This is a genomic window from Aquimarina celericrescens, assembly GCF_042682765.1.
Lineage (GTDB): Bacteria > Bacteroidota > Bacteroidia > Flavobacteriales > Flavobacteriaceae > Aquimarina > Aquimarina celericrescens.
The window spans coordinates 40,613-56,484 of the sequence record NZ_JBHUHY010000017.1 but is presented as its reverse complement, the minus strand read 5'-3'; the positions used below and the strand labels follow the sequence as shown (position 1 = coordinate 56,484).

At 37.1% G+C, this 15,872-nt stretch carries 10 protein-coding genes; all 10 read right to left on the bottom strand.

What is annotated here, in order from left to right; genetic code table 11:
* Positions 1-6: 6 nt before the first annotated feature.
* Complete coding sequence (locus ACFSJT_RS16910; protein ID WP_378321523.1) at positions 7-810, bottom strand: glucuronyl esterase domain-containing protein; 804 nt, start codon at positions 808-810, stop codon at positions 7-9.
* Between the two features lie 107 nt (positions 811-917).
* Complete coding sequence (locus ACFSJT_RS16905; RefSeq protein WP_378321522.1) at positions 918-1,238, bottom strand: hypothetical protein; 321 nt, start codon at positions 1,236-1,238, stop codon at positions 918-920.
* Between the two features lie 45 nt (positions 1,239-1,283).
* The gene (locus ACFSJT_RS16900; RefSeq protein ID WP_378321521.1) at positions 1,284-2,630 is read right to left on the bottom strand and encodes a sialidase family protein; all 1,347 of its coding nucleotides are present in this window, start codon (positions 2,628-2,630) and stop codon (positions 1,284-1,286) included.
* A gap of 18 nt (positions 2,631-2,648) precedes the next feature.
* Positions 2,649-3,662, bottom strand: a complete 1,014-nt coding sequence (locus ACFSJT_RS16895; protein WP_378321520.1) for a hypothetical protein — start codon at positions 3,660-3,662, stop codon at positions 2,649-2,651.
* A gap of 7 nt (positions 3,663-3,669) precedes the next feature.
* Positions 3,670-5,916: a beta-glucosidase BglX gene (bglX, locus tag ACFSJT_RS16890; RefSeq protein ID WP_378321519.1), complete on the bottom strand. Its 2,247-nt coding sequence runs from the start codon at positions 5,914-5,916 to the stop codon at positions 3,670-3,672.
* Complete coding sequence (locus tag ACFSJT_RS16885; RefSeq protein WP_378321518.1) at positions 5,916-7,367, bottom strand: glycoside hydrolase family 28 protein; 1,452 nt, start codon at positions 7,365-7,367, stop codon at positions 5,916-5,918. The genes bglX and ACFSJT_RS16885 overlap by 1 nt, the downstream gene beginning before the upstream one ends.
* Positions 7,360-8,742: a glycoside hydrolase family 140 protein gene (locus ACFSJT_RS16880; protein ID WP_378321517.1), complete on the bottom strand. Its 1,383-nt coding sequence runs from the start codon at positions 8,740-8,742 to the stop codon at positions 7,360-7,362. The genes ACFSJT_RS16885 and ACFSJT_RS16880 overlap by 8 nt, the downstream gene beginning before the upstream one ends.
* A complete protein-coding gene (locus tag ACFSJT_RS16875) occupies positions 8,739-10,625 on the bottom strand; it encodes a sodium:solute symporter family protein (protein WP_378321516.1) in 1,887 nt (628 codons plus the stop codon). Before ACFSJT_RS16875 ends, ACFSJT_RS16880 begins: the two co-directional genes overlap by 4 nt.
* Positions 10,626-10,683: 58 nt before the next feature.
* Positions 10,684-12,468 carry an amylo-alpha-1,6-glucosidase gene (locus ACFSJT_RS16870; RefSeq protein ID WP_378321515.1) on the bottom strand — a complete coding sequence of 595 codons (1,785 nt, stop codon included), beginning with the start codon at positions 12,466-12,468 and terminating at the stop codon, positions 10,684-10,686.
* A gap of 7 nt (positions 12,469-12,475) precedes the next feature.
* Complete coding sequence (locus tag ACFSJT_RS16865; RefSeq protein ID WP_378321514.1) at positions 12,476-15,793, bottom strand: VCBS repeat-containing protein; 3,318 nt, start codon at positions 15,791-15,793, stop codon at positions 12,476-12,478.
* Between the last annotated feature and the right edge of the window lie 79 nt (positions 15,794-15,872).

Here is a 15,872-nt window from a genome sequence, read left to right as displayed (position 1 = left end):
GTTTAGTCAATTAAAATGTTTCTTTGCAAAGGCTATAAATTGTAACCAATCATAAGTCATAAGATTATGATCTCCTTTGCGAATATGATATCCAACATCTTGATGAACAGGTTGTTCTACTTGCGGGAGATTCTTAGAAAGCATCCCTTGTTTGCCATATAATTCATAAACAGGAGAGGCATAGTATACAGACAGGTATTCTCCTTTAGGATCTGCCCAAAGGTCATTTTCTGCACTTGCAATATATACAGGTCGAGGTGCTAATAAAGAGAGTAGCATGTGTTGATCTACTGGTAGTTTATCTTCGTTATCATTGTATTTTTTGAATTGTGCTGCAAACCAATGAGGAAAATTTGCGTTGATATCTTTAATCGTCTCTCCTTCTTTTCTTCGGAATAAAGCAGCACCTCCACAACCAGAATCATTAGATATAATCATACCAAAACGCTGATCTAAAGCGCCAGCCCATAAGGCTGCTTTTCCTAAACGTGAATGTCCAAAAACAATCACTTGTTTTGCATCGACATTTTCTTCAAGAACAAAATAATCCATAATACGAGAAAGACCCCAAGCACAAGCAGCTATAGATCCCCATCGTTGATTTTTAGAAATGTCTATTGTTTCTTTATTTAACAAATAATGAATACCATCAGAGAAATCATTTTTGTCTGGATCTACATCGCTATAGTGTAATGTCGCTACGGCATATCCGGCTTTAATTATCGCTTCGATTGGCCAATGATGCGACCGTTTTCCTTTAATTGACTCTGTAGCAGTATTATGTTGTGTTCTCAGAGATGAACTGTTCATCACCCAGGATTTCGAAACATATACAGCAGGATCATTAATAATAGTATGATTTCCATAAAAATTATACCCCAGGAATATAGGGGTGGCTGACTCTTATTTTTTGGGATTTACAATAACAAATTAAATTGTAAGCTACCCCGCTCAGTAGTTACTTTTATAGCACATTGCTTTCTGTTAGCTAAATTTTGTAGCGCTAAGGTGTCATTTTCCAGAATTTTGTAAGAAAGGTTATATATCTCTTTTGGCTGTGTTCCATATACTTCAGATTTAAATAATTTCAGAATTTCAGGCCTACGCAAGGCTTCCCATTGCTTAATTGTTTTGATTTGTACTCCATTTTGAGCTATTAATAGCTTAGGGATAGAATAGTCGGGTTCATTGACCTCTGCTTCCTTGATAAATGTTTGAGCCTTAATCTTAAATGACATAATACTCAAGACGAGAAAAAAAATGTTACCACTCTTAAACTCATATCAATAATTTTTTGGTAATACCGAAATCAAACTATCTGTGTATAAGGTTCGTTCGAGATGATATAAGGATGAAGAAATCGCATGACCTCTACCTCTGTGTACCTGCAGGTACTGTTTCTTTCTTTTTAAATCAATTACACTGCCTCCGGGATGTGTTCCTTCGGCATCTTTTCCGAAAGACATCGGTGGAAAATAATCTCCTATATATTCCCAAGTATTTTTTCCAAGCAACACGTCCTTTTTAGCTATTGTCCAAAGCGACAGTGACATTCTACTATAATCACTATGATCATAACATCGATCACTAACAGTAGCTTCAAATTGCTCGGTGATGGGATTATAAATAACATCATGGGTGTCCTGGTGCCCTGTAACTCTACAATTACTAATTTTTGGAAATCGAATGTCGTAATCACCAGAACCTGTTATTGAAAAAATAAATTGTGATGGATTAGAACCTTGCCCATTTTTACCATTTCTTGATAAAAAGAACAGCATATTGTCCTCAAATTGAATTGCAGTGGGTTCAACCGGAGTTACTTTGACGTCACCTGTATCTATAATGGTTTGTTGCCAACTTTTGCCATAATCCATAGAATTCCAAACAAAAAGCTTTCCTTCCTGAATGTCTTCCGGTTGACCAAATAATAGCAACCCGGCTTTTTTTGTATAAAACATTCTGGGGCCAATATGTAATTTTCCTTTACCAAAACCTGTCTCAATGGTTCCACTTGGGGGTTTGCGTAGCCCTGTTTGGCGAAGTTTCCAGCTTCTTCCTTCGTCATACGAATAAAAAAGACCCCTGGCTGAAGCCAAATAAACCGTATCTTTAATCTGACTGAAAGCCAGCCCCCAGCCAATGGCTGATTCTTCTCCCGGTAATCCGCCTAAATCAATATCCAATCGGTAGGGAGCTGACCAGGTATTACCAAAGTCTAGCGATCTTCTCACTACCACCCTTGAAGTTCCTGGAGCATATTTTTCTGGGCATCCCCAATGACAGGCTCTGGCATAATACGCTACGATCAAAACATCGTTGGTTAAGCAACTTACTCCATAGCCCAGTGCGTCTGCCTCTCCAACTACCGTGGTACTATCTGCTGCAGAAATACGCTTTAGTACCAAATGTTCAGGATTCGCATTTTCATAAATTTGTCGTTCCATTTCTGTGAAATACAATCCTTCTTTATGTGGCTTTTGATCGAACCAACGGTAATCTACTTTTTTGGTCTCAGCAGCTAAAGGTATTGGATCTTTAACTTTGGATTTACAGGAAATAGTCAATACAAGAATCAAGAGAATTATTATCAATCTTGTACTCATACCCTTGGCGCTTTCTATTTGCATTGGTAAAACAGACTTAGCTTACTTTATCGAAACTGCTTCAATATAAAAGTTGAGATCTCGCCAGGTATCTACATCCGGATATCCATCCGTTCCTGGTGAGATAGCTAACCTTTCTTCCCAATTTTCTGGTAGTTTTGAAGCTTTAAGCGCCTTGATATTCTCGGGAGCATCAAAGGGTTTGTCTGGATGTGCCGGTGGTGGTGGAAAAACTCCGTTCCCTTCTCTACGAATCCCATGTCCCCCTTCATAAGAACCAATAAAATTATTGGCCAATGTAAATCCATGTCCTTTTTTACTTTTATCCAGCATGATCAAAAAGCCGTATCGCTTACCAGGTTCTAAAATAATAGATTGCTCTTTTGGAAATGTAAAATGAAGCAGTCTACCTTTAACTTGTGGATTAGCCGGTGATATAGTAATCGTATCATTTTCAAAACCAAATTCTCTTTTTGCAGGAAAATTATATCCTGAAAATACTTTGAGGCTTTTATAGGTCTCGCCTGTGATATAATCATCTCGAATAGCGGGTATTTCTCTGGTGTGACGATCACTTGGAAATCCGTGAAAAGCTTTGATATCGCCTGAAGAACCATTGTCATTGATAACGGCATCTCCAGTCACTTCAAAAAACTGTACAGATACGGCTGCTCCATACACTTCGGATCGTACCACATTTGAACCGTATCCCGTTCTTATGATCAGGCCGCTAAGCACTTTCTTTTCTTCCTGATCGTATGTAAAAGTCTGACCAAGATCCCTACGCCTGCGCATATATGGAATCTCTGTACTGTCGTTGATAAAATAACCAAATTTTGTACTATTCTCTTTGGGTTCACCTGACCATCGATACGAATATTTTTGGTCATTATCTACAGAAGTATTTCCGCCTAAATCATATTTTTCATAGGCGACTACTACGTTTTCAATTGCAGTGCTATCAATCACCGCTAATTTTTTACTTTGACTATATTCAGTGCTTTGACAGGAAAAGAGTCCCAATGATAGAATGGATAAAATGGCATATTTAATCATAAGCTTCTTATTCTTTTAAGATGAATGTTATGTGTTTAACTTGATTGGATGCATTCCCTACAAAAAGATCAAACTCGCCCGGTTCTATCGAATACTTCATTTTGTCATCCCAATATTTCAAATCATCGACAGTTAGGTTAAACTGGACTATTTCTTCCTGATTAGGATCTAGTTCTATTCGACGAAAACCCTTTAATTCTTTGACAGGACGAGAAACATTTGCTACGTTATCCCGAATATACAATTGAACCACTTCTGTTCCCTTTCGCTTTCCGGTATTTTTCACCCGAACCTTTATCTGTAAAGTATCAGACATTGACATCTGATTTTTATCAAGGATCGGCGATGAAATATCAAACGTCGTATAGGATAAACCATATCCGAAAGAATATAAAGGTTCCCTTGGCGCATCACTGTATTTAGTGATACCCCAGCGTTTGTCATCAGGTCCGTTTTGAGGTCTGCCAGTATTTAAATGATTGTAATATATAGGTATTTGCCCTTGGTGATATGGAAAGGTCATTGTTAATTTACCGGAAGGATTTGCTTTACCCAACAAAACATCAACGATAGCATTACCAGCTTCGGTACCTGGCTGCCAGCAAAGCATCAAAGCCGCAACTTCTTCTTTAATTTCTGTAAGTACCAAAGGTCTGCCACTTAGCACTAATAAAACAATTGGTTTTCCTGTTTTTGCCAACCTTTTAATTAATTCTTCCTGATTCCCTGGTAAGGTGACATCGGTTTTACTACCACTCTCCCCAGAAGAATATCCATTTTCGCCCAAAACAACAATCGCAATATCTGATTGCCTTACAACTTTTTCTGCTGCTGCTATCTCTAATTCCGTACATTTACCCCAATCACCACAACCTGCACTTTGTGTATAGTTCACTTTCGGTTTTACACGTTCATCAAAAGCATTGATAATAGTAGTTGTCTCTTCCACTTTCACTCGGGCTGCCCAGTTACCTACTAAATCACGAAATTGTCGACTATCATTCATCGGACCAACTAATGCTATATTTCTATACTTCGAAAGGTCTAATGGAAGAATATCTGATTTGTTTTCTAATAAAACGAAGGACTTTGTAGCCAACTCACGGCTTGCTTTTCTGTGGGCTAATTGACCTAAGGTTTTCTTTTGGCGATCCTTATTCAAATAGCGATATGGATTTTCGAATAAGCCCAATCCGTATTTAAACCTAAGTATTTTTCTAACAGTATTATCGATAGCAGCTTCTTGAATAATTCCTTCTTCGACTAACTTGGGAAGTTCTTGAATATAAATTTCGCTCCACAGATCGGTTTCTGCTCCTGCTTTAAAACTTTTGATTGCTGCTTCTCTTCTATCAACCGCAACGCCATGAGGGATAAGTTCATAAATAGAATTGGCATCGGATACGGTAAATCCTTTAAACTGCCACTCCTCTCGAAGTATGGTTTTTAATAAAAAATCATCTTGCGTACTAGGAATACCATTGATCGTATTAAAAGCGTTCATTACTGTACCTATTCCTTCTTCTACAGCAGCCTTAAAGGGTTTTAAGTGATATTCTCGCAATGTTCTTTCTGAAACTTCTACCGCATTATAATCTAACCCACCTTCTACGGCACCATAACCTGCAAAGTGTTTGGCACAGGCCATTACAGTGAGAGTATCGCTCAATGCTGTCCCTTGATATCCGCGAACTCTAGCTTTGGCAATTTGAGAGGAAAGATAAGCGTCTTCACCGGCAGTTTCCATATTACGCCCCCAGCGTGGATCTCGGCAAAGGTCCAGCACAGGTCCGAATACCCAGTTAATTCCGGAGGCAGCAGCCTCTTTCGCCGCAATACGATCAGCATTTTCTATAGCTTCTAAATCCCAGCTACACGATTGCCCTAACGGAATCGGAAACATAGTTTGATAGCCATGCACAACATCAAATGAAAACAGTAAAGGAATTCCCAGTCTTGAACTATCTACCGCCGTTTGTTGCCATTTGCGCAATTGTTCCAAATCGGTGTATGGCGTCAATCCTCCTACTTTTCCTGATTTTATAGCTTCATTCAGATCTGTATTTTGTTCATAAATATCTGTGCTATACAGACCTTTCAACATATTGAGTTGTCCGACCTTTTCTTCTAATGTCATCTTGCTCAACAATTCCTGAATTTCCTTTTCAAAGGGTTCTTCAGGCCTATTTTCTGAAATAGAACAACTTGAAATCAATAGAACTATAACTATTACTTTATATAGTATGTTTTTCATCAGTCTATTTCAATTTGTTTTGAATTCTTTTGTAATATTTCTGAAGATGGTAGAGTTTCGAAATTTTTATAAAGTTGTTTTCCTATCAAATTTTGCACGTCTTCTAAATATATTGCCGGTCTAGGATCTCCCGCAGCGGGCGTTAGGTTAATATTAGTTAATAGTATTTTTTTAGCATGTCTAAAATACAATCCGAAAGCTGGTAAATTGGCACCATACATCATCGCATTTGGATAACCCCGATCATTTTCGGGAACTTCTTTGGTAATGTCTTCTTTTTCTCCATTCTTACTGTAAGCGAAATTGATATTAGTAAATGTTATATTTTCTACTGGATAACCTGAATATCCAGCAATGTTAGAACTAATCGGGCCACAATCGGTAGCACTAATATCTGAGAAATGGATCCCATTAATACTACCTGGAGTGATTTTTACAGCAGCATATTCGGTATGAGTTACTTTATGTCTTTGGTTTAAACGCACAAAAATTGGTGCCAAAACTCCCTTGATACTGATGTTAGAAAACCGAAGATCTTCAATCGCCGCGCCATCTACACTCATAATGGCGATACCGTCTATTCCTCCTGAAACTTGTAGGTTATGGATTATCTTTTCAGCGCGTGTGGGCCTAATGACGATATTGCTCATCACCATACGTTTAAATGTTCCAAAAGATCCAGTGCCTAGTTTGAGTGCCGAAGCTGTTGAGCTCAAAATACAATTAGTAACTACCACATCTTCGGTGCCGAAAGGGGCTTCGGTTTTAAAACATAAAGCATCATCAGAACTATCGATCACACAATCTGAAATGACTACCCTATGGCAATCTACTATATCAATACCATCATTATTAGTGTTCGCATGATTATAAAGGTCGATTCCCTGCACTCTAATGTCGGTACATAAGTAAAATCGTAACATCCAAAAGGCCGAGTTTCTTAAGTGAAGGTCTTTAATCACGATATTTTTACTATTCCTGAAATAGATTCCATACGGACGCTTGGCTCCATTTTCTTCTTTCATAGGAAAGGCTTGATGCTGGTCTCCACTAGGATAAATAATACCATGACCATATATACTCACATTTTCGACATCATCTCCCCAAATAAAAGCACGGCGGCTCATGGTATATCCACTTTTTTGACTTAAATCAGCATTTGATTTGATTTCAGGAAACAAGGATAAGTCTGGAATTGCTTTCCAGGTGGCACCTTGTAGAATTTCAATTTCTATATTACTCTTTAGGTGGATCATTCCAGTCATATAGGTACCAGAAGAAAAGATGAGCTTAGCCTTTTCCTTTGAAGCCTTGTCGATAGCCATTTGAACAGCTTTTGTGTCATCTGTTCTTCCATCACCGACTGCTCCCAAATCCTTCACATTATATACCTGTGAAAAAAGAATTGTAGTAAAAAACAGTAAAAAAAGTGTACTTTTAATTTTATTCATCTGAGAGTAATTTTTTATATTTAGAATAATCATCAATCACGAACACCCAATCATTGCCTTCTTGTTCGTCTGCTGGTGGATCAAGCACCTGGCTCTTGTTATTTTTAATAATTCCTACGTCAATTACGGTTCCTATTCTTGGATTGAACCACCAAGCTCTTTTTTGTGTTCCTGATATTACGCTTAGATCAATCTCTGCATTACTACCAAAGGGAAAGTATAGCATGGCAAAGCTCTGATCAGATGCAATTGATGCCAGTATGTCGCCACCTCCATGATTGGGGCCTTTTTCGATCATTTGTTGATATGGGACTAATCGTTGCCAAGGTCGGGATTCGAATAGTTTTTTCATATATCCCGCCTGATAGGCTCCGGGATAATCTAATGCTTGTTGCCAGGGTGTTCTGGCTGCCGATATAGGATCCCGGCCGGGTCGCCACATTTGCCAAACATTATGATTGCCATACGTGTGCCCGCAAGCTCCTGCCAACATTGACCAATATCCCGCACGACGTGTATGAAACTCATTAAACCATCCGTTTTCAGCTTTCCAGTAAACTGGATGATCCTCATAACACGGTTCACCATCGATCACCGGTCTGATCTTTTCTTTGCTGTATTCTTTCTGGGTTTGTTTATAGTTTTGTGTATATGTATCACTATGCCCCGACTGAAAAATTGTAAAGTCCAGCCAATCTTCATCTCCAAAAAAATCTGCAGAACTCGATCCTCCCTGTGGATGATAGGTTATTAATTGCTTTTTTCCTACAATCTTTCGAATAGCTCGTGCCATTGCTTTTGTGATCTCTAGATCTTCATTTTCTTCAGGATTTCGATCTCCTCCTAAAATCCATATGACATTTTTACTTTGATATCGTTTTGCTAAAAACGCTGCAAAAACAGCTGCGTTTTCAGGAGTAAATATTTCGGGGCCTACACCCCATTTTTTATTGAATTTATCACCCCATGTAGGAAGCAACCCTATGTAAATTCCGTTTTTATTGGCAAACTCTATGACTTTGTCTACGTGTTCTAGATAAGCTTCGTTAGGTGTCGCCGGATTTTGATCAATAAGAGGTAAATCTCTGTTGGCATTGGGTATAGTTAATCCATCTAGTTCTGCCAAAATAACCGCCTGAATAACAGTAAAACCTTTGTCTGCTCTATTTTGAATGTATTTTTCAGATTCTTGCAGATTTAAGCGATGAAAAAGTTCCCATGCGGTATCCCCTAACCAGAAGAAAGGAGTTCCTGCTTTTGTAATCAGATATCTATTATTCTCTGAAATTTTTATAAGAGGTAATTCTTGTGAAGTTCCGATTGTGAACTTAAAAACACACAGAAATAAGACTACCACAAAAAATAATTTCTTCATTTTTGATTTTGGATTTCTAATTCTTCCTCTTTATGCATTTTATCCCACCAATTAAACTTCAAAATAATCGATGTTGCTAGAATCACTAAGGCAGTTATACCTAATGATGTAAAATTTCTTGTAACCATAAACATCGCAAATACTACCAGAGACGTTTGCCAAATGATTCCTACTATAATATTTATCATATCGCGACCAAAATTTTTATTACTCTCAAAACTCTGATCTTCACTTTTGACCTTTTTATCAATGGGTTTCCAAAATCCCCAGGGACGTACATTTTTATAAAATTTCTTTAAAACATCTATGTCTTCGGGAGTGGTTAGTAAACTCCCTGCCAGACACCCAATAATCGAAAACATAAAAATTAATGGAAACTGAAATATTGGTTGGGTATTAGGATCTGCCAGAAAATTTAAATATTCAGAAACGATACCTAATCCTTGAGGTATCCATGTAGTGTATTGAAGCAATAGTGGAAAAGCTATAGCTGAAAATATACCGACCGCCATTCCGTAAAAATATCCGTATCCGTTAAATCTCCACCAATACCACTTAAAAACATTTGCTGCAGTATATCCACCCCACAAACCTGTAGTGAGCCATTGTAAAACATCATCTATAGAGTCTACCACCAAACCAAAACAGATTCCGATAACTACGACTAGAAAAGAAGATATGTAGCTTAGCCTTACTAATCTTTTTGAGCTTGCTTCGGGATTAATATAACGTTTATAGACATCATTCACAATATAAGCCGGAGCAGCATTAACAGTAGCTGCAAAAGTAGACATGAAGGCTGCTAACAATCCGGCAATAAGTATCCCTAGTAATCCGACAGGAACAAATTCACGCATTGCCATCGGTAATAGTTGTTCGAAGTCGACAGCAGGTCCCATAGCATTTAATTCATCTGTAAAAAATATGATCCCGAGTATGGTTAAACCAGTAATTAACATGTATCTGGGAAAATTAAGCACGATATTAACTATAAAACTCATTTTTGAAGCCTCAACTGGGGTTTTTGCCGCTAGAATTCGTTGCATATCAAAATTAGGCGCAGGCCCCGCAGCACTTACAAAAAATCCTTTAAATAACATCATCATAAATACAGCACCGAAAAGTCCGTACCCATCTGAAGCAATTTTAGTATTTGCTTCTTTCAATAATCCAGACCAATCCATATCGAGTTTCCAACTGAAAAACACGTCATTCCATCCTGACGGAACCATGGCCTCCAAAGTTTCAGGTGCGACCAAATTCATGGCAATAATCCCAACAGCTACAGAAGCTATAGTCATGATTACAAACTGAAGCACTTCTGTAAAAACTACACTATACATTCCGCCTTTTACTACATACAGCGTAGTGATTCCCATAAATATAAGAGCGTACTCATTGGGGCTTAAATCCCATGGTAGAAAAACTTCTGCAAACTTTCCGATGCCTTTAAAAGAATATGCTAAAAAGCCTATGACACTTACCAAGGCGAAAACCACTACAATAATGTGAGAAAGATTGCTTCCTTTTCCCGTTCCAAAACGTGTTTTAATCCATTCTGCCCCTGTAAGCACATTAGATCGTCGCAACCAGATGGAAAGATAAACCATTAGAAAAATTTGGTTAAAAACCGGCCATAACCACGGAATCCAAGCACTTTTCATCCCGTAAACGAACATCACATACACCAACCACATAGTACCTGCTATATCAAACATTCCTGATGCATTTGATACTCCTAATACATACCAGGGTATTGTATTACCACCCAAAAAATATGAATCAATACTTCTAGAAGCCTTTTTCGATATCCAGAATCCTATAAAAATCGTTCCAATCAAATAGATAATGATGATAAGAATATCGATAAAGTGAAGCTCCATATGTTAACTTGTGTTTATTTCTGATTTATAAATAAATGACCCGACTATTCTCGATTCTCTATTTGTTTCTGGCCAGCCACTCTGCCATAATTAAAAAAGAGGCTGCCGTCCATGTATATCCTTTATCCCGAAGTCCCTCTCCGGTTAAAGCATTGTAGTTTTCGTAGAAACCATTATCTGAAGCTACCATTGTACAAAATTTTTCAGCAATGTTCTTGGCCTGTTTACTCTTCCCGGCTTTAACCAATCCGTCAAAAATTAATAAGGTAGAGGGTGCCCAGATCGGACCACGCCAGTAACCATCAGGTATATATTTTTTGCTCTTTGGACTTTCAGATGCAAGTCCGTGTTCGGTCATGTAGTTCCCATCTGGAAGCAAGTCCTGCGAAAGTGATTCTATGACAGACTTAGGAAGCAAATCCCCTAATTCTAAAGGTATGTATCGGATCAGGGAATAATTTTCTTCGGTTTCATGAATAGATTCCCTGATTAAAGGGTATTCAAATCTATTGTTCTTGTTTAAAAATCGATCGAGTAACAATGTAAGATGAGACTTTTGTCGTTCTTTCCATTGGTTTGCTTCTTCAGGCTTTTGAAGCATTTCTGCCATTTTTTCCATTGCCTGAAATTGAATAATCATATGAGCAGCCAAATCTGGTCCTTCGATAGGGCAACCTTTATCAAAAACAGTAGCATTATCCCAACCAGAATCCACTCCGTCGAAATATTCTAACAGCCCATTCTTATTAATATCTCTATTTATAAACCACCAATCTATATATCTTTTCATAGGCTCATAAACCTCTTTGATGTATGGTAATGCTGTTGCTTCGCCTTGTATTTCAATCATTTTTAAGATGGCCCATCCCTGGATTGGTGGCTTTGTGAAACCATATTGATTATGATAATCGTTGATCGGGTCGGGGATCATCCCCGTTTCTGTTTGTTTATCAAAGAAAATCTGAATTTGATCCCAAGCTAGTTTAGGATTTGCTTTAGCAACAGAAACAGCATTAATACAGTTGTCCCACGCCCAGATCTGATTCATCCCCATTTTACTCATTAATATCGTCTTACGACTATAATTATTATAAGGCCCAACGATCATATTACGCATAATATACCAGGCAATATCTCTTGTCCTTTCCAAATCCTTTGGAGCTTTTGGAGCTTTTGACATCCAATCTCCCCATTCATTTTTTAGTTTTTTTACTTTTTCCTGATAGTTTGGAGTTTGTGCTTCCCAAGGCTTAGGAAAATCTGATAGTCGCAAAGCTGCTAGTTGAGCATCATCTTGAATGATTAGACTTTTATCTTGAATCTTTATCGCTCCCTCACCAAAGATTTTTAATTGCGCTGTGGCCTTTGAAAAGTGGGGAACAAAACCAGCCTCTTTTTCTGATCGTTGATATTGCCCTTTTAAACTTCGATAGGACTCTAGCGCTACATCGATATCCTGTATTTGAAATAAAAAATCTTCTGAAGTATTAAAAGTTATTTTTACCTGACCTCTACCCGATTTAGGTTTTAGAACAAGCTGCCATGGTGACGTAGAGGTGTGGTATGGAACCAATTTTCCATCCCGGATCAGTCGTATTTTAAATATATTATTTGACCAAGCCGGATCGGGATCCCATCTATAGGTAACCGCACTTCTTTTTGCCGTCGTGATTTCCAAGGTACCAGGTTCATTATGTACCTCTTTTATGGTGTAAAACGATCCGGATTGGCTAAAAGGCACAGTCTTTAAACTAAAAGACATTTGTTCCTCCTGGCAGAAGGCAAAGGAGCAACCACTAAAAAGTAGAAGGGTAAAGGACTTTTGTATTGTTCGTAGTTTCAAAAACATATTATTTACTATCGGTTATAGTTTTGTTTAAATTCCAGATACGAAGACTATCATTCTGTACACCGGTTATAATTAATTCGGATCCATCACTTTGTTTCAATTTTGTAATACATCTTCCTTCACCCGATACTCTGAAACCGGTTTCTTTTGATAACTTGGTTTCGAAAGTTCCGTTTCCATCATTCTTTAAAACGATACCATTACCTGCATCGTATCGACCGCTAAGCACCTCTGTTCCGTAGTAATTACCTACTGCAACTATATCTTGAAAACCATCTTGATCAATATCTTCAATTAAGAAGTCAAAAATAGGAGACCACTGTGCTTCTGGAGGTAACTTTTTGTAAGTGAAGGTCCCATCATTATTATTCTCGATATATATTGAAGCTAGTTCATAGGTTTTCAGCACAGTAGCATCCTGAAGTAGCTCAGCCGTGAAAATTTTCTTAAATGGTGTATTTCCATACGTTTTATAGTCATTGATCATACTTCTCAAAAAGGGTAATTGTTTGGTCAATGTGTTTCTTGGATGAATTATGTATTCTTGCCCCTGCACATAACTGGTAAAAATAGGCTCAATAGCTCCATTATTATCAAAATCTTTGGCATACAATGATAATGGCTGTTCCTGGGAAGCTTTAAATTTGTTATTCAGCCCCCAATTACCTACTATGAAATCTATGTCTCCGTCATTATCAAAATCTGCTTTTTCTATACAATTCCACCAACCATTCGTACTTTGTAAACCGTTTTTGGTTTTATCTTTTATAAATTGACCTTTGTTGTTATAATATATTGAGACTGACATCCATTCTCCAACCAACACTAAATCTATCCATTGATCATTATTTAAATCTGTGGCTACGATCCCTGTAATCATACCTGGATGTAATAAATCGGGTGACTCATCTTCTGTAATATCTTTAAAAATACCTTCATCATTAAGTAATAAATACGTTCTTGGTATCTTTGGATATTGATCTGCTATTACTCTTCCACCTACCAAAAGATCCTGATCTCCATCATTATCATAATCCAACGAAATTACTGCGTGCCCAAAAGTTTTTATTTCCGGAAGTGCCTCTGCTGCTAACTTAAAATTTGCATTTCCATCGTTACGATACAACCGATCTTGATATTTATCTGGTCGGGCATAATATTCTGAACCGCCACTCACACAATACAAATCCAGATCTCCATCGTTATCAGCATCAAATAATAAACTTCCTGTATCTTCATAAGATGCTGCCAAAGAATCAAGAATAGGTTGTTTACGAAACCCTCCTTCTTTGGTTTGAATGTAGAAACTACCTGTTTTATGAACCGGTCCGCCTATAAAAATATCATCAAGTTGATCATTATTTACATCGCTAACCGCAATAGTGGGTCCTAATTTATTATAAGATCTAAAATGAAGTGGCCATTTACTAAAATCATCAAAATTGTTCTCTTGTATAATATGTGGTAATATTGAAGATGAAACTTGGTTAAATGGTTTACTTTGTTTCTTTATCGTAGCATTATCACTGCTAAATGGTTCATTCTTGCTAATTTCAATTATTGTGTTTATTTCAATATTTTTTAATACGGACGTTTTAGCATCTGTCCATTTCACAACAACAGAGTCTATTTGCTTATTTTTCCCTAAACCAAAATGTAATATATCATCAACTGAAGATAGGTAGCCTCTTTGCGGATAATGTTCTGCATACCATTGCCGGTCCTCTGAAAATAAAAACACTTTGGCTCCATAGGCATATCTATCTTCGTCAAATTTTATTTTGAGAAAATTGGTGCTCTCATTGCTATTTTCTATCAATAAATTTTTAATGATGAACGCCGGAGCATTTATATTGTTAACCACTAAATCAAGATCTCCATCAAGATCAAGGTCAACGTAGCTACCTCCATTTGAAAAAGATGGGGTTTTTACTCCAGAAGTCTGAGTTTGATCCTCGAATTGATTATCACCCAAATTCTTGAAGAAGAAATTGGACTTTTTAACACCTTTCATCTCCTTTAGTTGCTTAACGAGTTTTAATCGCTTTGCTTCGGGCGTACCGAACATATTAGAATGATTGTAATTATCTATAAAGTCTAGATCTGTGATTTCTTTTACATAACCATTAGTAATATAAACATCCCTTAACCCATCATTATCAAAATCAGCAATAAGTGGAGCCCAGCTCCAATCTGTTGCAGAGATTCCAGAAAAATTACCAATTTCACTAAATGTGCCATCCCGATTATTAATTTGAAGTACGTTTCGCACATATTGATGGTTATACCCTTTGCGAAGAGCTTCTTCATACCCATGAAACATAATGTCGCCGAACATGGTTTTATGACGCAAATTATCCTCTGGAAGCATATCTAGAGCAATGATATCGGGTGCGCCGTCATTATTAATATCTGAAACATCAATACCCATGCTATTATGGCTTTGGTGTTTCGTGTACTCATTTACCTTATCTGTAAATGTTCCATCTTTATTATTAATATACAGTATATCATTTGACAAGAAATCATTGGCTATATAAATATCGGGGTAATCATCATTATTAAAATCAGAAACAGCCACACCTAGTGACCAACCTTCTATTGTTATTCCTGCTTCTTTTGAAACATTGGTAAAAACGGGTAAACTATTTTTATAACCATCATTTCTATAGAGTATATCCGTGCTTTTTCCTTCACTGCTCTTTTTAGGCCCGTAGGGTACACTTTTTTGATACGTTTCTAAAGCATTATTAATCAGGTATAAATCCAAATCCCCATCTACATCATAATCCAACCAAGCTGCTTGAATAGCATAGGTTTTAGAAGTAAGTCCCATCTCAAACGCTTTGTCTGAAAACTTAACTGGTCCTCCAGGTTCTGTTTCATTAATAAAAAAGTAATTTAAAAACCCTTCCCCTTTTGGGTTATGACCTGTAGAAATATGAATATCGGGTTTTTGATCATTATTAATATCTACTATAGAAACACCGGTACACCATCTACTAGTTTCGACTCCGGCTTCTTTAGTCACGTCTTTAAATAAAAAATTACCTTGATTGAGATACAAAGCACTACTCCTCATATTACCTGAAAAAAATATATCGGGTAATCCATCAAGATTAAAATCACCAATACCTACTCCACCACCGTTATATAAATAATCGTAATCCAGAATATTGAGAGAATCAGTTTCATGAATTGTATTATTAAAAACTATTCCGGATTGATTAGATGGTACGATTTCGAAAAGTTTATTTTTTCTACTTTGATCATTACAAGAAATAATGACTAAAATAAATAACGGCAAAAAAAATCTCATATATATTGTACGTTAGCTAATACTTATTGTTTAAAATTAGCACAAAAATGGACAACTTGAGGTGTCCATTTTTATGACT

Coding starts and splice junctions, on each gene's coding strand:
- ACFSJT_RS16910 (WP_378321523.1), bottom strand. CDS start 810: ATGAACAGTTCATCTCTGAGAACACAACATAATACTGCTACAGAGTCA.
- bglX (WP_378321519.1), bottom strand. CDS start 5,916: ATGAAAAACATACTATATAAAGTAATAGTTATAGTTCTATTGATTTCA.
- ACFSJT_RS16880 (WP_378321517.1), bottom strand. CDS start 8,742: ATGAAGAAATTATTTTTTGTGGTAGTCTTATTTCTGTGTGTTTTTAAG.
- ACFSJT_RS16875 (WP_378321516.1), bottom strand. CDS start 10,625: ATGGAGCTTCACTTTATCGATATTCTTATCATCATTATCTATTTGATT.
- ACFSJT_RS16905 (WP_378321522.1), bottom strand. CDS start 1,238: ATGTCATTTAAGATTAAGGCTCAAACATTTATCAAGGAAGCAGAGGTC.
- ACFSJT_RS16900 (WP_378321521.1), bottom strand. CDS start 2,630: ATGCAAATAGAAAGCGCCAAGGGTATGAGTACAAGATTGATAATAATT.
- ACFSJT_RS16885 (WP_378321518.1), bottom strand. CDS start 7,367: ATGAATAAAATTAAAAGTACACTTTTTTTACTGTTTTTTACTACAATT.
- ACFSJT_RS16865 (WP_378321514.1), bottom strand. CDS start 15,793: ATGAGATTTTTTTTGCCGTTATTTATTTTAGTCATTATTTCTTGTAAT.
- ACFSJT_RS16895 (WP_378321520.1), bottom strand. CDS start 3,662: ATGATTAAATATGCCATTTTATCCATTCTATCATTGGGACTCTTTTCC.